General features: G+C 45.2%; 22 protein-coding genes and 1 pseudogene. 4 read left to right on the forward strand and 19 right to left on the reverse strand.

The annotated features are described in order from the left end of the window. Positions 1-338: 338 nt before the first annotated feature. From fliJ to B853_RS10865, 18 genes and pseudogenes are all read right to left on the reverse strand, one after another. Positions 339-782 (reverse strand): flagellar export protein FliJ, encoded by a 444-nt coding sequence (gene fliJ, locus B853_RS10775; RefSeq protein ID WP_010449614.1) that lies wholly within the window; start codon positions 780-782, stop codon positions 339-341. A gap of 6 nt (positions 783-788) precedes the next feature. Beyond that, positions 789-2,108: a flagellar protein export ATPase FliI gene (fliI, locus tag B853_RS10780; RefSeq protein ID WP_038884877.1), complete on the reverse strand. Its 1,320-nt coding sequence runs from the start codon at positions 2,106-2,108 to the stop codon at positions 789-791. Positions 2,109-2,111: 3 nt separating this feature from the next. Further along, positions 2,112-2,912, reverse strand: a complete 801-nt coding sequence (gene fliH, locus B853_RS10785; protein WP_010449618.1) for a flagellar assembly protein FliH — start codon at positions 2,910-2,912, stop codon at positions 2,112-2,114. 69 nt (positions 2,913-2,981) lie between these two features. Further along, entirely contained in the window at positions 2,982-4,034 is a 1,053-nt protein-coding gene (gene fliG / locus B853_RS10790; protein WP_010449620.1) for a flagellar motor switch protein FliG, read from the reverse strand. Next, complete coding sequence (fliF, locus tag B853_RS10795) at positions 4,027-5,769, reverse strand: flagellar basal-body MS-ring/collar protein FliF (RefSeq protein WP_010449622.1); 1,743 nt, start codon at positions 5,767-5,769, stop codon at positions 4,027-4,029. Before fliF ends, fliG begins: the two co-directional genes overlap by 8 nt. 15 nt (positions 5,770-5,784) lie before the next feature. After that, positions 5,785-6,096, reverse strand: a complete 312-nt coding sequence (fliE, locus tag B853_RS10800; protein WP_010449625.1) for a flagellar hook-basal body complex protein FliE — start codon at positions 6,094-6,096, stop codon at positions 5,785-5,787. 128 nt (positions 6,097-6,224) lie between these two features. Continuing rightward, positions 6,225-7,630: pseudogene (locus tag B853_RS10805) on the reverse strand (sigma-54-dependent transcriptional regulator). Between the two features lie 37 nt (positions 7,631-7,667). Next, positions 7,668-8,699 carry a sensor histidine kinase gene (locus B853_RS10810; RefSeq protein WP_010449629.1) on the reverse strand — a complete coding sequence of 344 codons (1,032 nt, stop codon included), beginning with the start codon at positions 8,697-8,699 and terminating at the stop codon, positions 7,668-7,670. A 154-nt stretch (positions 8,700-8,853) separates the two neighbouring features. Beyond that, positions 8,854-10,320, reverse strand: coding sequence for a sigma-54 dependent transcriptional regulator (locus B853_RS10815; RefSeq protein WP_038884880.1), 1,467 nt, complete (start codon positions 10,318-10,320; stop codon positions 8,854-8,856). A 282-nt stretch (positions 10,321-10,602) separates the two neighbouring features. Further along, complete coding sequence (gene fliS, locus B853_RS10820; protein WP_038884882.1) at positions 10,603-11,013, reverse strand: flagellar export chaperone FliS; 411 nt, start codon at positions 11,011-11,013, stop codon at positions 10,603-10,605. Positions 11,014-11,025: 12 nt separating this feature from the next. After that, the gene (locus tag B853_RS10825) at positions 11,026-11,331 is read right to left on the reverse strand and encodes a flagellar protein FliT (RefSeq protein ID WP_010449635.1); all 306 of its coding nucleotides are present in this window, start codon (positions 11,329-11,331) and stop codon (positions 11,026-11,028) included. Between the two features lie 3 nt (positions 11,332-11,334). Further along, positions 11,335-13,353 carry a flagellar filament capping protein FliD gene (gene fliD, locus B853_RS10830; protein WP_038884883.1) on the reverse strand — a complete coding sequence of 673 codons (2,019 nt, stop codon included), beginning with the start codon at positions 13,351-13,353 and terminating at the stop codon, positions 11,335-11,337. Positions 13,354-13,373: 20 nt separating this feature from the next. Further along, entirely contained in the window at positions 13,374-13,802 is a 429-nt protein-coding gene (flaG, locus tag B853_RS10835) for a flagellar protein FlaG (RefSeq protein ID WP_038884884.1), read from the reverse strand. An 81-nt stretch (positions 13,803-13,883) separates the two neighbouring features. Continuing rightward, complete coding sequence (locus B853_RS10840) at positions 13,884-15,014, reverse strand: flagellin (protein ID WP_010449642.1); 1,131 nt, start codon at positions 15,012-15,014, stop codon at positions 13,884-13,886. Between the two features lie 298 nt (positions 15,015-15,312). Then, on the reverse strand, positions 15,313-16,446 hold the full coding sequence (locus B853_RS10845) for a flagellin (RefSeq protein WP_010446726.1): 1,134 nt from the start codon (positions 16,444-16,446) through the stop codon (positions 15,313-15,315). Between the two features lie 263 nt (positions 16,447-16,709). After that, the gene (locus tag B853_RS10855) at positions 16,710-17,849 is read right to left on the reverse strand and encodes a flagellin (RefSeq protein WP_038886649.1); all 1,140 of its coding nucleotides are present in this window, start codon (positions 17,847-17,849) and stop codon (positions 16,710-16,712) included. Between the two features lie 161 nt (positions 17,850-18,010). Next, complete coding sequence (locus tag B853_RS10860; RefSeq protein ID WP_038886648.1) at positions 18,011-18,913, reverse strand: Dyp-type peroxidase; 903 nt, start codon at positions 18,911-18,913, stop codon at positions 18,011-18,013. Positions 18,914-18,955: 42 nt separating this feature from the next. Further along, positions 18,956-19,441 (reverse strand): DUF2919 domain-containing protein, encoded by a 486-nt coding sequence (locus B853_RS10865; protein WP_038886646.1) that lies wholly within the window; start codon positions 19,439-19,441, stop codon positions 18,956-18,958. A 145-nt stretch (positions 19,442-19,586) separates the two neighbouring features. On the opposite strand from B853_RS10865, the gene B853_RS10870 reads away from it, so the two are divergent. Both B853_RS10870 and B853_RS10875 read left to right on the forward strand, forming a co-directional pair. Continuing rightward, positions 19,587-19,940 carry a DUF2956 domain-containing protein gene (locus tag B853_RS10870; protein WP_038886645.1) on the forward strand — a complete coding sequence of 118 codons (354 nt, stop codon included), beginning with the start codon at positions 19,587-19,589 and terminating at the stop codon, positions 19,938-19,940. 1 nt (position 19,941) lies between these two features. Then, on the forward strand, positions 19,942-20,280 hold the full coding sequence (locus B853_RS10875) for a DUF4156 domain-containing protein (protein ID WP_038886643.1): 339 nt from the start codon (positions 19,942-19,944) through the stop codon (positions 20,278-20,280). Positions 20,281-20,317: 37 nt separating this feature from the next. Here the strand turns inward: B853_RS10875 and B853_RS10880 are convergent, their stop codons facing one another. After that, complete coding sequence (locus B853_RS10880; RefSeq protein WP_010449652.1) at positions 20,318-20,605, reverse strand: winged helix-turn-helix domain-containing protein; 288 nt, start codon at positions 20,603-20,605, stop codon at positions 20,318-20,320. A gap of 246 nt (positions 20,606-20,851) precedes the next feature. Here B853_RS10880 and B853_RS10885 point away from each other — a divergent pair, with 246 nt between their 5' ends. After that, positions 20,852-21,202, forward strand: coding sequence for an ArsC family reductase (locus B853_RS10885; protein ID WP_038886641.1), 351 nt, complete (start codon positions 20,852-20,854; stop codon positions 21,200-21,202). A gap of 18 nt (positions 21,203-21,220) precedes the next feature. After that, complete coding sequence (gene dapE, locus B853_RS10890; protein ID WP_038886639.1) at positions 21,221-22,357, forward strand: succinyl-diaminopimelate desuccinylase; 1,137 nt, start codon at positions 21,221-21,223, stop codon at positions 22,355-22,357. The last annotated feature ends 11 nt before the right edge of the window (positions 22,358-22,368 follow it).

The following is a 22,368-nucleotide window of genomic DNA, read 5'->3' on the forward strand; positions in this document are numbered from 1 at the left end:
ACTTTGGCGGCAAACTTAGGTCACAAGACCCGATATTGATAGCTAATCTGCAAAAATCACGCCAACAGCAGATAAAAAGAGACCAAACTGAACTGTGGTTAACCTGGTTGAAAGAAGAACGAAATTTTCACTCGTGCTCGAAGGGAGACAAATGTTAGGTAGCTGTGTTCATGTTGGTGCACACAATTATGATGACATTGTTTAGCGAATAGATTCGCCGCGCCCTTGGGCACTGACTCAAAGAATGGTAGTAATGGGACTCGATTCACTTACGGGTTTGAAGGAAATAACCAAGGCGCTATCTACGCACCTTGCTTGAAACCGTCGAGTGATAAAACTCAGAAACGTTGTGGCTTTCGACTATAGAGCAAGGTAGAAAACTCATCCATTTGCTTCTGCTCTCGCTTCGCTTCCGCCGCTTGTTTTTCTTTCTCGCGCTTTTCAATCATCCACTCGTAAGACATGCGCTCTTTACGCATGTTTAACCAGTAATCTTGGCAGTTCGTTACTTGTTCCTTGAAGTGGGTTTCTGCTTGCTTCTGCTTAGATAGTGTTTCATCTAATTGCGTGAGGAATCGATTCAAATGCCCGTATTGACTTGCAGTAAGCCCCGCCATACCACGGTCTACGAGCTGCTGGCAGTAATCAAGACGATACTTTTCGATTTGTTCTACTTGGCGGTAGTAATCTTCTAGCTCAGTGCGCGCTTTGTTGAGTGCAAGCACTGCTTGGTCTTCACGCTCTTTTGCCTGCTCAAGCAAGAATTCCATCGCATTATTCATAGGTTATTACCCACCCAAGAGGCTTTTCAACATATTCACACACATGTCGTAAGGAACCGACTCTTTCATCCGCTGTTGTAGGTATTCATCCAGTTTTGGTTTGATGGTAAATGCACCATCAATAGCTGGATCGGTGCCCGGCTTGTAGGCTCCGATTGACACCAAGTCTTGGTTCTTGCGACAAATCGACAATACCTGACGTACCGCTTTTGACATCAGAACGTGCTCCTCAGTCGTAATTTGCGGCATAACTCGACTGACTGACTTCTCTACATCAATAGCAGGGTAATGACCGGCATCCGCCATTTCACGAGAAAGTACAATGTGACCATCAAGAATCGCTCGTGATGCATCAGCAATTGGGTCTTGAAGGTCATCACCTTCTGTTAATACTGTAAAAAATGCCGTAATTGACCCTTGCTCTGGACTGCCATTACCAGCACGTTCCACGAGCGCAGGAAGCTTAGCAAAAACACTCGGTGGATAGCCTTTAGTTGCTGGCGGTTCACCGACCGACAAAGCTATTTCACGCTGAGCTTGAGCAAAACGGGTTAGTGAGTCCATTAGAAGCAAGACATCTAAGCCTTGGTCTCGAAAGTATTCGGCAATCGTTAGCGCCGTTTGACAACCTTTCAAACGCATCAGAGGTGACGAGTCAGCAGGGGCGGCGACAACAACAGAACGACGTCGTCCATCTTCGCCAAGAATCTCCTCAATAAACTCTTTTACTTCTCGGCCACGCTCACCAATCAGGCCAACCACCACAACTTGAGCAGTAGTTCCTCGAGTCATCATGCCTAGAGTTACCGATTTACCAACACCAGAACCTGCAAACAGACCGATACGCTGACCTTTACCAACCGTCAACAAACCGTTAATCGCTTTTAAGCCAACATCGAGTGGTTCAGAGATCGGTTTACGTGACAGAGGGTTGATGGGTTCGGCATTGAAAGATGCACGTTGCTCTGTGTACAGAGGACCCAATCCATCAAGCGGGTTACCAACGCCATCAATAACGCGCCCCAAAAGCTCCATGCCTACCGGCAGGCCTGCTTCGCTGGTCAGTGGCGTCACTCTCGCGCCAGGAAGAATGCCTGTGATTTGCTCACTCGGCATCAAAAATAGATTGTCACCAGAGAAACCTACGACTTCTGCTTCCATATGTCCGGAAATAGTTTCAACCAAGCACAAACTACCAATTGGAGCACGACAGCCTGTTGCTTCTAGTGTTAAGCCCACAACTCTAACGAGCTTCCCTGAGGCAACTGGTCTCGTGGTAAGCCCTTCGATTTTGTAGCTTTTGAGGCGCTCAGCTAACGCAAGCATGGCTTACTCACCTCCTTGATGGCGATTAGCTCCACAAAAACTCTGAATCACTTGCTTGATGCGCTCTTCCATTCGGTAGTTAATACTCGACTCTCCCGCGGCAATCTGTACATCACCACGATTTAACGCAGGCTCTGCTACAAGCGTCCAGTTACGGAACTCCAACTCACTTTCCCCGTAAGAAGAGCGAATAATAGAGACATCATCGGGGTTAAGATGCAAAGTGATCGGGTGTCCACTGATTGGAAGTGCTTCCACCGATTGTTTCACCGTATCAAGGATGACTTGAGGATTCGTTTGAACTTCTACATGAACCACTTCTTTTACAAGGCACAACACCATGTCTACCAATTGCTTTTCGACCTGAGCATTCATCAACTCAAGCGGCTGAGCAAATTGGTTAGCAAGGTTAATAAAGGTCTCAACTTGTTGCTGAATGTACTCTTGACCTGCAGTCACGCCTTCGACTTTACCGAGTTCTAAGCCCTCTGCATGGCCTGCTTGTAGGCCTTCATCTTTACCTTTTTCGTAGCCTTGCTTAAAACCAGCTTCTTGGCCTTGATGCAAGCCTTCTTGATACGCTCCTTGCTTAATTAACTCGATTTGCTCTTCTGTTAATTCAAGAACTTGCTCTTCTTCAGGCTCATCAAAATTAGGCACCCACCCTGGGTCATAATTAAAGGCGGTCTCTTTCGCCTGCTTAGAGCTGGCATCGGCATAGTCTGGTAACCCCCAGCGCTGAGGTTCAACCATCGAATCCTCTTCGTCAGGGCGAATAAAGCCACGTTTTCTATCACCGACCATGGGGCACCTACTGTGTACTTAGCTTTGAAGATAATTCGCCCTGCGGAGAATGGTGCAGGGCTGTAGTGATTATAGGAATTCGTCCGCGCCGCCTGATAGCATGATTTCTCCGCTATCAGCCATTCGTCTTGCAATTGCCAGAATTTCTTTCTGCGCCGCTTCCACATCTGCAACACGTACTGGTGGCATTGCTTCAATGTCATCGCGCATCATCTCAGCGGCACGCTTAGACATGTTCTTGAAGATCTTCTCACGTAGAGAGTCATCGGCACCTTTAAGCGCTTTCTGCAGAACGTCTTGAGGTACATCACGCAGCAATTTTTGAATACCTTGATCGTCCACTTCGACAAGGTTTTCGAATACAAACATAAGGTCTTGAATTTGCGTCGCCATGTCTTCGTCTTGATCTCGAATCTGCTCCATGAGCAAACCTTCGACGTTGTTGTCGAGGTAGTTCATGATCTCTGCTGCTGCCTTCAAACCGCCAATCTTTGCGGCTTGCGCACCAGCCTGACCAGCAAACTGCTTCTCCATGATTTCATTTAGCTCAGCCAATGCAGAAGGTTGAACTTCTTCTAGGTTGGCAATTCGCATCATCAGGTCGAGACGTACACGTTCAGGGAACTGAGAAAGAATTTCTGCCGATTGATCCGCTTCTAGGTATGACAATACGATAGTTTGAATTTGCGGGTGCTCGTTAACAATGATGCTGGCAACCTGACGAGGATCCATCCATTTCAATGAATCAAGACCTTTAGAACCAGTACCAAGTAGAATTTGGTCTACAAGGTTGTTCGCTTTGTCCTCACCTAGTGCAGCCACAAGCGCATTACGCATAAAGTCTTCACTGCCCATACCGATGTTAGTGTACTTCTGAATGTCTTCCAGAAATGCACGATGTACCGCAGAAACTTTATCCTGGCTAAGATCCTTCGCTCTCGCCATCGAACTACCAACACGCTGAACCTGCTTTGGTTCAAGGTGGCGAATTATCCCTGCCGCATCTTGTTCATTGAGACTCAACAGCAAAATTGCCGCTTTCTCTTCACCAGAAATGGTTGATGGGTCAATTTCTGCAGGTACACCCGCATTTTCTTCTTGAGGAACAATATCGTTAGCCATTATCCAACATCCAGTTCTTAACTACTTGAGCGGCAAGCTCTGGTTCGTTTGCGACTAACGCACGAACCGCTTTCAACACATCTTCATCTTTATGAAGGTTTGGTAGATCGATGCTTGAACCAAATTCAAACAGTTCACTACTCTCGATATCACTGCCAATCAGGCTGGTCTCACCATCTGCACCAATTGGTAGACCATCAGGTCCATACATTTCGTCTTCATCATCCGCCGCAGGGTTGAGAAGTTTCTTCATAGCAGGGCGAACAAGAACAAGAACGACCACGATAATGACAAGTGCACTTGCGAACCAGCGAACCCAGTCATTAAAGTTAGGGTGCTCCCAAATTGGCGTATCGGCCAACTGTTCCATTTCAGGTTCTGCAAACTTAACGCTCAGAACATTCAATAAGTCTCCACGCGCTTCACTAAATCCGACGGCACCAATCAAAACTTGACGGATGGCGTTAATTTCAGATTCACTGAGCGGTGTATACGTCACCTCACCAGTGTCAGGGTTAACATTGCGATGTTCTTTGATAGCTACGGAAACGGTTTGGCGGTTAATCACCCCTGTTTGCATACGTTCATGTCGAATGGTCGTATCCAACTCGAAGTTACGAGTTGACTCTTTGCGTACTGAGCCCTGGCCTAGCACCGAACCGTCTTTCATTTGCGCAACATCTTGCGGGATAGATGCATCTGCAGGAGGCTGATTACTGAGAGCACCCGGCACCCCTGCAACCATGTTGCCATTGTTATAATCTTCAAGTGCATATTCACTGCGTGTCGCTGGCGTATTCGGATCAAACTGCTTACGTGTTTGTTCGATGGCACTGAAGTCCATTTGAATATCAACCTGCGCGGTATAGTTTCCGTACCCCAAAATAGGCAAAAGAACAGAATCAATTTTTTCTCGCAAAGATTGCTCTTGGCTGCGTTCAAGCTCTTGCTCTTTACGGCGAGCGGCGGAAACTGGGTCTTGTGAGCCAGAGTTAAGCAGACGTCCATGCTGATCCGTCACTGTAATTCGAGACGTTTTCATCCCAGGTACGGCGCTTGCCACCATGTCGACAATAGAGTCGACTTCCTGCTGCTTCAGGTTTGCCCCAGTCGATAAAGTTAAAAATACCGATGCCGAAGCTTCTTGGTTGTGACGGACAAAAACGCTGTGCTTTGGTAATGCAAGTAAGACACGAGCCTTGCGAACTTGCTTCATTTCTTCAATTGCTTGGGCAAGCTGCCTTTCACGGCTGAGTTTCAAGCGCTCTTGCTCCAAACGCTGAGACACACCAAAACCCATATCTTGCAAAAGGATATCGTCGCCAGCCTCAGTCGCTTGATTGACACCTGCACGAACCATTCCCAACTTAATTGAGTTGTAGTCGCTCGCTTCGACGGAAATCGTATTACCATCAAGTTTATAATTGATTTTTTGCTGATCTAAGTAGTCTAAAACTGGGATAAGTTCTTCAGTTTCATACGCGCCAAGTGGTCGCATTTCTGGTTCTTTGACCCAGAAAAACAACATCACAATTAACGCAACACAGATAGAGATAGAAAGTACAAGTACGACTTGTCGCAGTAGATCGAGATCACCTACTGCCATATCAAACTTTGATGCACTGCGCTCTTCTAGATCTGGATTTTGACCTTCAACATCTATATCCGAACTAGAGACAAGAGCGCCATCGGTTCCGCCATCAGAGACGGTTAAATCTGTAGACTGTTCTGCCACACTTGTTACCTAAAATTAAACTGGCATGTTCATGAGGTCTTTATAAGACTCAATGAGTTTATTTCGAATTTGGACAGTTGCATCGAATGCGACGCTAGATTTGTTTCGTGCAATCATAACGTCAGAAAGGGATACGTCAGCGTCACCGCGATCAAAGCGAGTTTGTAGATCTCCAGACGCTTTTTGCAATGAGTTAACGTTATTGATGGCTTTAGTTAAAAGATCACCAAAATCTGCGCCCACTTTTGCACCAGTTGCAACGGGAGCAGTATTGCTCGCCTCTACCATCATGGCACGCATTTGTGATTGAAGACCATCAATTTTCATTGTCACCTCTAAGCCAAAAGTTTGACGACTAATATAAATCTATTTATTGACGCAGCAAGTAGCGTGCCATAAGACAATAGGCTCAATAGTGTAGCTACTCTTTTGTCTCATGGCTATTTACCCATGCATTAACCCGGAATTTCTATACCCGCGTCACGCATTTTGGCAAGTTTATAACGCAAAGTACGTGGCTGATGCCCAACTTTTCTGCCATTTCTTTGCGGCGTCCATTACATTCGATAAGGGTTTCAAGAATAATCGCGTACTCCTGGTCTCGCAGTTCACCACCTAAACCTTCGCTACTTGTCGTGCCACGCAGTGGTTCCACTTCCGCGATAGGTTTAACATCTGGTACAACTACATTGCCACTTTGAACTACGCTTTGCAGGCTACTCGCATCCTGCCAATCAACGCCTTCCAGAAGAATATGCTCAGCTTCGATATCGCCATTGTCACTTAAAATCAGGGCACGCTGAACAACGTTATCTAACTCACGCACATTCCCTGGCCACGGGTAACACAATAGTTTTTCGATTGAAGCGTAAGAGAAACTTGGTACTGGCATTCCCATTTTTCCACAATGCCTTTCAGCAAGATGTTTAGCTAACGGTTCGATATCCCCTTTTCTATCGCATAATGCAGGCCATGAAATTGGGAACACATTGAGGCGGTAATACAAGTCTTCACGGAAGTTGCCTTCTGACACATACTGTTTAAGGTCGCGGTTACTGGTTGCAAGTACACGCACATCTAGCTTAATGCTCTTGCGGCTACCTAAGCGCTCCACTTCACGCTCTTGTAATACGCGCAGCAGTTTTGCTTGTAGGTTTAAGTCCATCTCACTGATTTCATCCAATAAGATAGTGCCACCTTGTGCTTGCTCGAACTTACCCGGGCACGCTTGTACCGCGCCAGTGAAGGCACCTTTCTCATAACCAAACAACGTTGCTTCAAGCATATTATCCGGAATTGCAGCGCAGTTGATGGCAACAAACGGACCGTCTTTACGGTTTGACGCATTGTGGATGTAGCGCGACATCACCTCTTTACCCGAACCGCTTGGTCCAAGGATCATCACGTTTGCATCAGTACGAGCAACTTTATCTGCAAGAGCGAGTAATTGAAGGCTCTTTTCATCAGCAACAACGGCATCGCCATTATCGTCCGATTTGATAGGTGCGTAACGACTCACCATGTTGAGCAGCACTTCAGGCGCAAAAGGTTTCGCCATGTAATCAATGGCGCCATCTTTCATCGCTGATACCGCATCTTCAATATTGGCATACGCTGTCATCAACAAAACAGGTAAGTTTGGCCAATTTTGCTTAATGTTACGCAGTAAAGCGAGCCCACCCATCCCTGCCATTTGGACATCAGAGACAACAATATCAACTGCATTGGATTTCAATTTAACCAATGCGTCTTCTGCACAATCTGCTTCTAACCACTCATAGCCAGCTAGAGCAAGTGTATCTACTAATGCTTCACGAAGACCTTCATCGTCTTCAACGATAAGCACTTTGCTTTGCGCCATTACGATTCTCCAGTAATTCTTGTTCGCAGTGTCAGCATTATTCAGACTCTGCTTGCACTCGCTCGAGTGGAATGCAAATAGTAAAGCAGGCTCCATCACCCTGCTCTGAAAGAAGTTCAAGTCTGCCATCATGGGCACGACAGACCATTTGCACAACGGCTAGCCCTAGACCAGTACCTTGGGAACGTGTTGTAAAAAACGGTTCCATAATCTTGGTTTGTAGTTCGTCAGGAACGCCAGGACCGTTGTCCTGAACCGAGATTCGCAGCTCTCCATTCACTGGTCGGAAGAAAACATCAATTTGGGATTCTTTACCGCCAATCTGGATCGCGTTCATTACTAAGTTACTAAGAGCTGATGCGATAGCGTTGGCATTCCCAAGCAATACCGTATCCTCTTGCTCGACCTCTTGGAAATAATCGATTTGATTGTTCTTGAGAGCGGTTTCAACCATGGGCTGAAATTCGGCCACTAACTGTGCAATCGTGAAAGGCTTAATAACCTTATTATCACCACCTTTAGCAAAAAGCAGCATATCATTGACCTGCTTTTCCAAATCGTGCAGTCGATCCATTAATTTGCTTTGAAAACGCTCTTTTGTCGCAGGTGGTAGATTTGGAGCAGCAAGGTTAGAGGCATAAAGCATCGCACTTGAAAGCGGCGTTCTAACCTGATGCGCTAAAGACGCCACCATTCGACCTAAAGACGATAAACGCTGTAAATCACTCACACGTGATTGAAGTAAGCGTGTTTCTGTTAGGTCAGTGATCAATATCAATTGCCCCGTTGTCGAGGCCGAAATCGCAAGTCTCACCTTACGTCCGTTTCTTAGAGAGATCTCATGCCCATCATCTTCACGAGGGTCAAAAGCCGCCTGAATGATGTTAAACCACTTTTCGTTGACGAGTGGTACTTCAAGAATACGATGCGCTTCTGGGTTTGCCTCTCTGACGACACCCTGTGTATCGAGCAAGATGACACCGGCAGGCATTACGTCCAGAACTTGCTTGTACTGCTCAACTTGGTTTTCTACCGAGTCTAAGTGGGACTGGTTTGCTTTATTGTCCATTTGCTGCCTGTCGAGATATCGCCATTTAAATACTAAAATAGCTTGGTACGCAATTAACGTGCCAAGCTATTCTTTATATTTATCATGAAGTTAACCCTTCGACAAGAAGTTGACACTCATAAAAGTGTGGTTTTATTGTCGATTTTAACTAGGGCTAGCGCTGTAAATTGTATTTACGCATCTTCTCAACCAGTGTTGTACGGCGCATGCCCAACATATCAGCAGCACGGGCAACTACCCCACCTTGCGCTTCTAATGCTTGGCTAATCATATTGACTTCCAAATCAGCTAGAAGCTCTTTTAGGTTCACACCTTCTGGTGGTAAAGCTTGCGGAGCATTGTGGTTGTGGTCCAAATCACTCTGTTCATCAAAATTGAAGTCTTCAGAGAAGATGTCTTGGAACACATCTCTCTCTTGCTCTTCTACAGAAGTAAATGGATTTCCTTCTGGCTGGAACTCTGGAATATCACTGTAGCGATATTTGGTTGGTAAGTGATTAACGTCCACCAAACTATTCGGGTAAAGGATAACCATTCGCTCAACCAGGTTTGCCAATTCCCTCACGTTGCCAGGCCAATGATGCTCCATCAGTGAATTAATTGCTCGTGGTGTAAAACATATTGGCAATCCACCTTCAGCTTCTAAACGCGCCATCAGTTCTTGTAGAAGCAAAGGGATGTCTTGCTTACGAGATTTTAAAGCGGGCATTTCAATTGGGAAAACGTTTAGGCGGTAGTATAGGTCTTCGCGGAACGAACCCTCTTCAATCATGCGCTCTAAATTGCGGTGGGTTGCTGCAACAACACGAACATTAACTTTAATCGTCGTGTTACCGCCAACGCGTTCAAAGCATCGCTCTTGGAGAACACGTAGCAATTTTACTTGCATCGGCATTGGCATATCGCCGATCTCATCAAGGAAAATCGTGCCGCCTTCTGCGAGCTCAAAGCGGCCTTTTCGAGATGTTAAAGCCCCCGTGAATGCCCCTTTCTCATGACCAAAGAGTTCACTTTCTAATAGCTCAGGCGGGATAGCACCGCAGTTAATCGGTACGAATGGGCCATTGCGATGTGCTGAATGGTAGTGAATATTGCGAGCAACAACTTCTTTACCTGTGCCAGATTCACCAAGGATCAATACGTTTGCTTCCGTACCCGATACTTGCTCAATCAGATGACGAACTTCTTGGATACCACGACTTTGGCCTACAAGGCTTCTAAAAAGCGTATTCTTTCGCGCCGACGCAACGACGTTGACACCTTTTCGTCCCAAAAAGTCTTTGCAATGTCGCAGCGCTTCGCTCAGTTGAGGAAAGTTAAGAGGCAGCTCTAACTCTCCAACATAGTTCGGAAGCTCATCAACAGAAAGAGGTAACGGTCCCATGACAAGCAAAGGAATATGGTGCGCTTGGCTCAAATAAGCAATAACTTGCGTCATCGTTTGAGCATTGGATATATTGCCGACAATACAACCAGACCAAACACCAGACCAATCCACTTCGTCCAGTTGTTTAGAGCTGACAGCATCGCAACTCTCTCCAACAAATTCCAATATATTGCTTATATTCAAGCGACTCGGGGCGTCGTCATCGATTACAAGCAGCTTTGCCAAACCTTGCATAAGTAAGAATAATTGCCTTTGTTTTTGGTGTGTTGCGGCCAAACCTTGATAAGCGAATTTGAGTGAACGAATAAGAGACCGTCTCAAATAACGATAGACAAAATAAGAAAATCAGCAACAAAAAAAGCCATTAGGGCCACTAATGACTTCTATTTTATTTGAATAAAAAAATAAGGCAACCAAGCAATAAAGAGGTGTGAGCTCGATTGAAACTTTAATGCACCAACTGTTGTGCAATCAGTAGCAATACATTATGTCTGTCATAAAGTATTGTTTTCGATATTAAATACCAACTTCAGCCGCAGTTAGGTTGTGGAACTCTTGTGGAATCTGGTCCCATGCTGATTTGATCTCTCGAATAATATCGATCACATCATCAATAGGCTGAGGATCATTTTGATGGTTAGCCGCTGAAATCCGAGTAATCATAAACTCATACAAAGAATCTAAGTTTGAAGCAATGTCACCACCGTCATCCATAGATAAGCAACTACGCAGTGCAATAATGATGTCTAACGCTTTACCAAGACGCTCACCTTTTGCAGGAATGTTGCCTGCTTGCATCGCTGCTTTGCCTTGAATCAAACGTTCAATTGCACCAGCCATCAGCATTTGAATTACTTTGTGCGGAGACGCAGCACTTAGTTGGCTGTCAACTGAAACCTTTTTATATGCCTGTAATGAACCGCGCATAGTATTCCTCTTTTATGTAAATTTTTTGTACTGCTGAAGAGAACGTTGGCCGTAACGAAGCTTATGAAGCTGCTTCCCTAGTTGGCTCGTTTCACACTGCATCAGCTCAACAATTTCTTTAGTTCGAGTGACCACTGCTTGCCACTCCGCATCCTGCTTCAAATCAGTATTGCCTTCGACAATAGGCAGCAGGTTTTGCAACATCTGTTCCCTAATATCGACCAAACGCAAAATTTCTTCAGTATTTAGTTCAACTTTTTCTAATTCTTGAGAAATTAGTTGATCGAGGTCACGCAAGCTTGCTAGTTCAGATTCCATTTATTAACCCAACGCGCTCATTAATGCACCGAGTTGCCCCTGCATTTTGCCTGTGGCGTCTTGCATGGCTGTAAACTTGTCATGAGTACGCTTTTCAAGCCCCTCTATGCGGCGATCTAATGCCGCCTGATCGTCATTTAAACGATAGTTTTGTTCTGTAAGGCTTTTTTCTCTGGTTCTGATAGAACCCGTGATTCCGGTAATACCATGAATGGCATCTTCTATCCGCTTAGCAAAACCTGTATTGCCGCCAAAAAATTTTTCCAGTTCGTTGAAGTTATTGTTGAGCTGCTTATCAAGCATCTCATAGTTTATCTCTAGAGTACCTTGTCGAGTGGTGGTGACCCCAAACTCAGTGAGTGACTTGAGGTTTTCTGGCGCTTTTTCAATGCGACTCGAAAACACTGACTTCAATCTAGAATCAGCACTCCTAACGGTGCTATCACCAGCTAAGGGGCCTTTTTGTCCAGTCATCGGGTCAACACCAGACAAAGCTTTGGAGGTTTGATAGAAGTTGTTATATGCCGAAACAAACGTCTCTATATCTTGGCGCACACTCTGCCTGTCATATTCAACGCCAATTTCTGCGGCAGGCTTGTCCTTAGGTGTCGTACCTTTCAAGCTCAAGCTTACACCTTCAACTGCATCTTCTATGACGTTGTTGTGGCTAGAAAGTTGAGCAACGCCATCAAGTACGACTAGAGAGTCTTGACCCGCTTGAACCTGAGCCATCCCCATGTAAGTCTCAAACGATTTTTGTGCTTTTTCTAATTTAGCTTCAGCGACGTCAATCTTTTCAAGCTTTTCACGTTCTTTGGGATCAAGCTTTGCCCTGTGCATCTGAGTAGCTTGATCTTGAGTGAGTTCACCACGAGCTACTTTTTCGTCCAGCTCCTGCTTCTCGTCAGCGATTTTTTGTTCAATCTCCGCTTTTTCTTGCTCTAGCTGTTGCTGCGCTTCTTTCGCAGTAACATAAGAGTCAGTCAACGTGCCTGATGCGGTGTTTGTCCAGCCAGGGATATCAGGAGCTTTTCCTATCGCTTTTTCATCGAGTTCAAGCTCGGGCGTGCGATAAGAGTCCAGCAAAGTTCCAGATGCCGCTTCTGACCATCCGCCGATGCTATCTTCAGGCATCATGCCGGCTTTCTTCTGCGCTTGATCTATCGCCGCTTGACCAGCTTTTGCCGCTTCTGCACCAAATGATGAAATAGGTTCATTTTTATCAGCGTCAGAGGCGTTTTCCTGCGGAGATGAGGCTTCTTCAGGAGGAATAGGATTACCTTGCTCATCAAGCTCTTGAGGAGCATTTGGATCAGCGAGTTTGTCATTTTCTGGAGAGGTTAGCGGACCAATGATCTCTTCCGCTGCATTGCGAGCGTCTTCGAGCGCTTTTACTCGCTCTTCTAACGTTTTGTATTCAAATTTCTTAAGTGGGTTTCCCACTTCAGAATCAACATTGATATGAAGTTGATGGTCCTTGCCTGATTGGTTCGAGGCAAGGATCAGACGTGGCCCTTCTACATCGTTAATGATGGAGGCACGGACACCAGGGTTACCCTTGGCCCCATTTATTCCACGAACAACATCGGCTAGTTTGGTACCAGCACTGACATTAACTTCAAAGTCTTTGTCACCTAATGAAATCTGCAGCTTACCAGGACCAAATTTTGCGTCTTCAGGAACAACATCCGACGCCAATTTATGGCTCTGTGCAAGCTGCAACACATCGATAGCATACTTACCAGCTATAGCATCAGTGGTTGCAGTTGCTGACACGACAGCATCGTCCGTTGTATCAACTTTACGAACGGCAAATGCTTTCTCTTGACGAAAATTCGCCATGAGATTTTTCATCGTATCCAATGATTCTCTGAGTCGCCCATAGGCACTAATGCTGGTGTCTATCTTCATTCGCTCATTGTCGATGCGTTGCTGTTTTGGCACACGCTCCGCATCCACAATTTTGCTGACCATGGAATTAATATCCATGCCACCAGACATACCCAAAGGGCCTAAACTCATCAAATCACCTCAAAAACGACTTACACCTTTTCTACTAACAAACCTGTGTTAGCAGAATGTGCGGCTAGACGACGTAATATCTCTAGCATTTCTTCATCAGGTATCTGGCGAATTACATCACCAGTGGTGGCTTCATAAATCGTCACTACATCTCTACCTGATTCTTCATCCACACGAAATGCGACGCCTTTATTGATGGATGTAACAAACTCATTCATTTGATCCACAATCTTTTGTCGCTCTTCTCTGTTCAGCTCTTTTTGCTGTTCAGCAATTTCTAATGCCGCTTGAACAGAGAAGTCATGTTCAGGTTCTTGCACTGAATTTACAGTGCTAGCCCCTGCCGGACTTGAAATTCTAGCTTCGTCTCCGCCATTTTCTTTAGCAACTTTTATGCCACTAGGTGAGCCGTAAGGCTGGATGTTCGATGCGTAAGAGGATATTTCCATCACACTCTCCCTTCCACCTTAATAGCTAGCGATAGAGTTCTATCGCTATGGTGACCTAAAACTTAGGCTTAGTCGACCCAATTAGCCCAGTAGACTTAGCGCTGCAGAAGGAGACTGCTTTGCTTGAGCTAAAATAGAAGTACTCGCTTGCTGAAGAATTTGCGACTTCGTCATCGAAGTTGTTTCTTTAGCGTAGTCTGTATCTTTAATGCGGCTCTTAGATGCATTAACGTTTTCATTAATGTTATCTAAGTTGCTGATCGCATGGTCGAATCGGTTTTGGAATGCACCTAGAGAAGCACGTTGGCTGTCTACAGATTTAAGTGCGCCATCAATCACAGCAACCGCTTCCTGAGCGCCAGCAACTGAAGTCACGTCAATATCTTTTACAGATACGTCTTTCGCGTCACCAAAGCCGATCTCACCAGCTAGGCCGCCAGAGAACTCAACATCACCAGTTACTTTCTGAGTCGCAGCAAATACTTGCAGTTTACCGTCTTCGCCAACAGAAGCTTTTACATCTTCATTTTGACCATTGATATAAGTCGCAAGTTGCTCGATATCATCGCCTTTCTTCGCTTGAATAGTAACTTCTTTCTCTTCACCAAGCTTAGTTGTGTACTTCATGCTTAGTTCAGTGTTGTCGCCTACTTTCCAAGACGCATCTTTGCCTTCTTCAGCAGCATAGCTCTTACCACCCATTTCTGTTGTGTCTGAGCGTAGACTTCCCATAGAAAGCTTAACGGCTTCACCAGAGTCTGCACCGATTTGGAAAGATTGAGTACCGTAAGTACCGTTTAGAAGTTTGTTACCACCGAACGAAGTTGTCTCAGCAATACGGTTTAGCTCATCGTTTAACGCTGTTACTTCTTCTTGGATCGCTACACGTTCAGCTTTAGAGTTTGAACCATTCGCAGATTGCAGTGACAGGTCACGCATACGTTGTAGGATGTTGGTAGACTCATTCATTGCACCTTCAGCTACTTGTGCAATAGAAATACCGTCGTTTGCATTTTTTACCGCCATATCTAGGCCGCGGCTCTGTGCATTTAAACGGTTTGAAATCTGTAGACCTGCAGCATCATCTTTCGCGCTATTGATTTTGTAGCCCGAAGACAAACGCTCCATTGATTTTTGTTGACCTTCAGCTGCGTGGTTTAGGTAACGCTGTGCGGTCATTGCAGAGACGTTAGTATTAACGTTAATCGCCATAATTGATCTCCTTAAGGCTTTTGCTAATGCACCCTCGTGTCTCTCACCTCACTTAGGTACATCTCATTTCTCTCAGTCCCTTTAACGGCGACCTTTGGATATCCTTTAGGAGAAAATTATTTTTTTTTGCGATTTTTTTGTTCGACATTCTTAACTGTGATTTACATCCCACCTTCACACTGTTTTTGGTTACTGCTTAGCCACTTGGGCATTAAAACGAAAAAAACCCAGCCGAAGCTGGGTTTACTCGCTCATCTCTCACCACGAGCCAATGAGGGTCTTGTCTTAAGTTAATGAATTAACCTAGTAGACTTAGCGCTGAGTTAGGCGCTTGTTTCGCTTGCGCAAGGATTGAGCTTGACGCTTGCGATAGAATTTGTGACTTGGTCATTTGAGTCGTTTCTTTCGCGAAGTCTGTATCTTTGATACGGCTCTTCGATGCGTTCACGTTCTCGTTAATGTTATCCAAGTTGCTGATTGCATGGTTGAAACGGTTTTGAAAAGCACCTAGCTCTGCACGGTGGCTGTCTACGTATTTCAGTGCCGCATCAACAATAGCTACAGACTCTTGTGCACCTGCAACCGATGTTACGTCGATCGTATCTACTGTTACCGCTTTAGCTTCACTTAAGTTCAGCTCACCAGCCAGACCACCAGAGAATGACACTTCGCCGTCAACTTTGTTGTTACCCGCAAATACTTGTAGCTTACCGTCTTCACCTACAGATGCTTTCACTAGGTCAGTTTGACCGTTGATGTAAGTTGCTACTTCTTCAATATCATCGCCAGCTTTTGCGTTGATAGTGAACTCTTGCTCTTCACCAAAGCTGTCTTTTAGCGAGATAGTCAGGTCTGCTTTGTCGCCAGCAACCGACCAGTCTTTACCTTTACCGTTTTCAGCGACGTAGCTGCTGCCACCCATCATTTTGTTGTCTGAGCGCATGTCTTTTAGCTCAAGCATTACTGCTTCGCCATTATCTGCACCAATTTGGAAAGATTTCGAACCATGCGTGCCGTTTAGCAGCTTGTTACCACCGAATGATGTCGTTTCAGCGATACGGTTAAGCTCATCGTTTAGTGCCGTTACTTCTTCCTGGATCGCAACACGCTCTGCTTTTGAGTTAGAGCCGTTTGCAGATTGTAGAGATAGGTCACGCATACGTTGTAGGATGTTGGTTGTCTCATTCATTGCACCTTCAGCCGTCTGTGCAATAGAAATACCATCATTCGCGTTACGTACCGCAACGTCTAAACCACGGCTTTGAACGTTCAAGCGGTTCGAGATTTGTAGACCCGCAGCGTCATCTTTTGCGCTGTTGATTTTAAAGCCTGAAGACAAACGCTCCATTGAAGTTTGTTGAGCTGAGTTTGCGTTGTTTAGGTAACGCTGAGCGGTCATCGCCGATACGTTTGTATTTACATTCACTGCCATGGTGATTTCTCCAATTGATTTTCCGATGTAGCGGTTTCCGACGTCTCGGAAAACCAAGTAGTTCTCTCAAAGTTACTTTTATTAACGGCGCTGCTTCTGATTTCTTGAGGAAAAAAATACGTTTTTTTGAAAAAAAGTTCGTTTGGGAGGGAAATAGTGATGAAGTAAATAAAAAAGCAAAAAAACTTTAAAATTTCACTAAAGCTTCTTTTATTACTGTCGATACAAGCTGGTTTTGCGTTAAATTCGCGCGTTACGAACCATTAACCAAGCAGCGTCAAAGCAAGGTTTGGTGCTTGCTTTGCTTGTGCCAAAATCGAAGTGCTGACTTGTTGTAAGATCTGCTGCTTCACCATTTGCGTGGTTTCTTTGGCGTAGTCAGTATCTTGGATACGGCTGTTCGAAGCCGCTAGGTTTTCATGGATGTTATCCAGATTATTGATCGCATGATTAAAGCGGTTTTGATACGCGCCTAGCTCAGCACGACTGCTGTCCACTGTTTTCATGGCGTCATCTAGAATACCAACCGCCATTTGAGCACCACCCACCGTACTGATATCAATTTTATCTACCGTTCGTTTTACGGTGACATACTTGTCAAGTTCTAACTCATCGCCCAAACCACCACTGAAGGTTGGTCCAGGGTATCCTATGGCATCTTTATAGGACATCAGTAACTGCAGTTGCCCCTCTTCATTAACAGACGCTTTTACTTTATCGGTTTGCCCATTAATGTAAGTAGCGAGTTCTTCTATATCATCACCTGCTTTAGCTTCAATACGGATCTCCTGCTCTTCAAAATTGTTATCACGATAGTGGATAACAATATCGTTGTTTCCGCTTTGAACCGTCCAATCGGAGCCGACCCTTTGAGATGATCTCATAGAAAAGCTAGTAAAAGATTCCGGCTGCATAGTCCGTAGGCCAATTTGTACCGCTTCACCAGCAGTTGCACCGATTTGAAAAGACGATGTGCCAAATGTGCCATTCAATAGTTTACGCCCACCAAATGAGGTGGTTTCCGCAATACGACTTAACTCATCATTTAAAGCAGAGACCTCTTCTTGCAGCGCAGTACGTTCCGCTTTGCTGTTTGAACCGTTAGCAGACTGTAGCGACAAATCACGCATGCGCTGCATGATATTGGTCACTTCATTCATTGCCCCTTCTGCGGTTTGCATAATAGAAATGCCATCGTTCGCATTGCGTACCGCAACATCCAAACCACGCATTTGCGATTGGAGACGGTTGGAGATTTGTAGACCTGCAGCGTCATCCTTTGCGCTGTTAATACGCTTCCCTGAAGACAAACGCTCCATGGATTGGTTCAGCATGTCTGTTGCACTGGTCAAATGACGCTGTGCGACAAGTGCTGCCACATTGGTATTAACGGTGATCGCCACGAATAAAGGTCCTGAAATTAAGGCTTTGGATACTTATCGACCAAATTGCAGAAAGGTTTAGTGTTTTTTGGAAAAGAGCCAGCGCTAAAAGTAATGGAAAGGGACGAAAGACGAAAAAGCCCTCCGAGCGGAGGGCTTTAGTAAAAGTTGCTTCTAGGAAATTACTTAATCGCCAATTCCGCTAGCATTTCTTGTGATGGAGCGAAGAAGTACGCGCCTGTTACCGCTTTAGTGAAACGAAGCAGTTGGTCTGTCTTACCATCCGTCACGCCGTACATGCTTTCAAGCATCACTTTGATGTTGTAGATAGTGTTGCAGTAAGAGATAAACAGCAGACCATGTGCGCCAGTCGCTGTGCCGTATGGCAAGCTGTGGCGAACGATCTTAAGACCTTTACCTTCTTCTTTAATGTCTACGCGACCTACGTGAGAAGCAGCTGGAACGTCTTCTAGCTCAATAGAATCTGGTTTAGTACGGCCAATCACTTTCTCTTGAGCAGATACATTCAAACGGTTCCATGCAGGAAGGTTGTGCTCAAAGCGTTGAACCATCACGTAGCTACCACCAGCGAAAGCGCCGTCTTTGATCAATGCAACGTCGGCACGAGCGTCACCTTTCGGGTTTTCAGTGCCATCAACGAAATCCGTCATGTCACGAGCATCTAGGTAACGGTAACCGTAAGTTTCGTCGACGACTGTTACATCTTCTGCTGTATCCACTAGGAATTTACGCAGTACATAGAAGTGCAAATCGTGACGAGTTGAGTGGCAGTGAATCAGTACATCAACATCAGATGCGGGCGCAATCACGTCGCCTTCACCCAGCTCAGGGAAGTCGATCAACTCTTCTGGCATTTGCATGTTTAGGTGCTGCCAAAAAGACTTAGTGAATGCGATAGAAATCGTTAGGTCTGCACCTGGTTGGCTCGCATTTAGCTCATTTACTAGCTCAGGTAGCGCTTTCAGTTTCGCCAGTACGTTTTCACGGTTTTGGTTCACTTTTAACTGAGTGTAAAGTGCAAATGGTCCTGCTTCAGGCACAATCGCCGTTTGAGCTTGTGACATTGAGATATCCTCTTTATAGCCCCGTGCGGGAAATTTTTGTTCTTAATTTTTTGATGGCTGTTCTTCTTTGTGCTCAATCTGTGGCACGTTGAAGCAGTCTTTCACCCATCTTCCATTTAGAAGATAGATCATAAACCAAGTTAACAGGGTAATTGTGAGCGCGTTTGCCCAGTTGAATACACCATGTTCGAGGTAGACATGATACATGGTCTGAGCCAATTGAATACCGCACAAGATCAAAGTCATAGCACGACCATGTTGGGTAATTTGATTCACCCAGCCTCTATCCGGATGGCGCAAGCCCATCAGCCACATCAGTAACAAGCTTGGAATACCCATCGAGAGGCCGAGATATAACGTATTAGAGTCAGGGTAAACAATCGCTAATATCTTGCTACCACTGTCTCTACTTACTCCTGCCATGGCAAACACCACCCAAGAGCGTGCTAGGAACATCCAACCTAGCCATAACATAATTGGCGCTTTCAAAAATCCATGAGCGTCGTACTGATCAAATGAGTAACGCACAATATCGTCTTCTTAGTTTCATAAAAACGCCACTTTAACCGATCGCTTAAGAGTTGCAACCCGGCAAAGATGAGAACTAAAGTTCATTTCGTCATCTTACGCAGGTAAACTAGGTTAAGATTTACAGTGACGTCGATAAAAAAGCATGAAAAAGAAAAACACAGCAGCACCCGTTCCTTCTCAAGAAACCCAAACTGAAGCGATGAAAATAGCTAAATCAACCCAAAAGCCTGGCCAGACCAAAGAGCAGACTAAACTGATCGCTCAAGGGATTGAAAAAGGCATTGCTCAGTACAAGAAACAACAGAAAGAACGCAATCGACAAGCCGATAAAGCAAAGAAAAAGCAACAGAGAGAAAAACAGCGTCAACTCGATGACGTCGTTGAACAAGAATCAGCAAGTATTGAAGCGCCAACGAGCAAACCTACCGTATTACCTTGGGCATTATTGGTACTCAGCTGGATTGGTTTTGCCACTTACATCGTGATGGGGAAATAATATGCGGCATTATGTGATGATAGGGTGCATCGCATTGGCATTAACAGGCTGCTCTGCACCCTCAACCTTGCCAAGTGAAACAAGCTTTGACGTGGAAATTCGCATCGACAACCAATTTAACCCTGAGCAATGCGAGTATTTAGGTGAGCTCACCGGCAGTGAAGGTCACTGGTACAGTTACCTGTTTTTTACCAATGACGCCATGATGCAAGGCGCGATGATCGATCTTAAAAACAAGGCGGCAAAACTCAATGCCGATACGGTTTATATGATATCACCGCAAGACTTTACCACTTCATTTAGCGTCTTAGGGACTGCATATCAGTGCCAAAATAGATAAGATTGTTTAGATACAAAAAAAGCCAGCTGTTGCTGGCTTATGCACGAAATCCAAGACTAGTAGCGATATCTTTCTCTCGCTCAAGAACCCATTGACTATCAAAAGGCCCCCAGTCAGAAAGCTGGTAATAACCGTCATTGTGACGTCGGCCATCTTGAACAAAAATCAGTTCAATGCCGATCCCCGGTAAAGCCTTAAGTACATCTTGAATAGTACGACGAGGCCACCCCGTTTTTTCGATTAACCTAGGCACATTTGGCCTTTCTAGACTTTCGACCAGTAAGGCTAAATACAGCCGCCTTGCAAAAACAGGACTCAATTCCATTGACACCTCCTAAAATTGTGCTGATTCATTATTTCTTTTTTGCACAGTAATTTGTTGAGGTTGATCAATAACTCGCCCTTTCCCAGCAATTTCTGCCTTATTTTTTTCAAGAAGTAAATTATTCATCTCATCATTTTGTCAGTTTCGTTGCTTCTTGGTAGGATGCGTTAACAACTCAATGAATAAATAAGCCACATTCAAGTAATTGGCTCGGAAAGAAGAAAGTAAGACTCAAAAGGACACATTATGACGATCACCATGTTCGGCATCCCAAACTGCGACACGATTAAAAAAGCGAAGAAATGGTTAGAAGCAGAAAATGTTGCTTTTAATTTCCATGATTACCGCAAACAAGGTGTCGATGCAGCAATGGTTACCGAATTTTGCAACACACTAGGTTGGGAGCAAGTACTAAACAAACGTGGTACAACTTTCCGTCAGCTGACTCAAGAACAAAAAGATTCTCTTAATGAAGAAAACGCAATCGCGCTATTAGTAGAAAACCCAGCGATGATTAAACGCCCAATCTTGAAAGTTGAAGACCAACTACATATTGGTTTCAAAGCAGACCAATACGCGACCATTTTTAACTCTTAATTAAAGGAACAATCAAGGATGACAGACAGTCCAGTACTGGCACTCGCTAAAGACCTGATCAGCCGCCAGTCTGTAACGCCTGAAGATGCAGGCTGTCAGGAAGTGATGATCGAGCGATTAAAAGCGCTTGGTTTTGAAATCGAAGTGATGGTGTTTGAAGACACAACAAACTTCTGGGCTCGCCGAGGCACACAAGCGCCGCTGTTTGCTTTCGCTGGTCACACTGATGTTGTGCCTGCGGGCAAGTTAGAGCAATGGGATACGCACCCATTTGAACCAACGATTGTAGATGGTTACCTTCACGGTCGTGGCGCCGCTGACATGAAAGGCTCACTCGCTTGTATGGTGGTGGCAGTTGAACGGTTTATTGCAGATAACCCAGACCACAAAGGCTCGATCGGCTTTTTAATCACCTCTGACGAAGAAGGCCCATTCATCAACGGCACCGTTCGCGTAGTCGAAACCTTAATGGAACGCGGCGAGAACATCGATATGTGCATCGTTGGTGAACCTTCAAGTACTGAAGTGGTTGGTGACGTAGTCAAAAATGGCCGTCGTGGTTCAATCACTGGTGACCTAACCGTACACGGAACACAAGGCCACGTTGCCTACCCTCATCTTGCTAACAACCCGGTTCATCAATCTCTATTGGCAATCCACGAGTTAGCCACCACAGAGTGGGACCAAGGGAATGATTACTTCCCGCCGACAAGCTTCCAGATCCCGAACGTTTCAGCAGGTACTGGCGCGTCTAATGTGATTCCAGGCGAGTTTAACGTTCAATTTAACCTTCGTTTCAGTACTGAATTGAGCAACGAAGTGATTGTTCAACGCATCACTGAGACTCTGGATAAACACGAGCTAGACTACGATCTAAAGTGGACATTCAATGGCGACCCGTTCCTAACCGACACTGGCGCACTACTTGATGCGGTTGTCGCAGCAGTTGATGAAGTGAACAGCACTAAGCCCGCACTTCTCACAACTGGCGGTACGTCTGATGGTCGCTTTATCGCGCGTATGGGCGGTCAAGTGGTTGAGCTTGGGCCAGTTAACGCGACGATTCATAAAGTAAACGAGTGCGTGAAAGTCGATGACCTAGAGAAATTGACCGACATGTACGAGAACACGCTGAAGCACTTATTAGCCAAATAACGCTTATATAT

This window comes from Vibrio rotiferianus CAIM 577 = LMG 21460 (assembly GCF_002741985.1).
Lineage (GTDB): Bacteria > Pseudomonadota > Gammaproteobacteria > Enterobacterales > Vibrionaceae > Vibrio > Vibrio rotiferianus.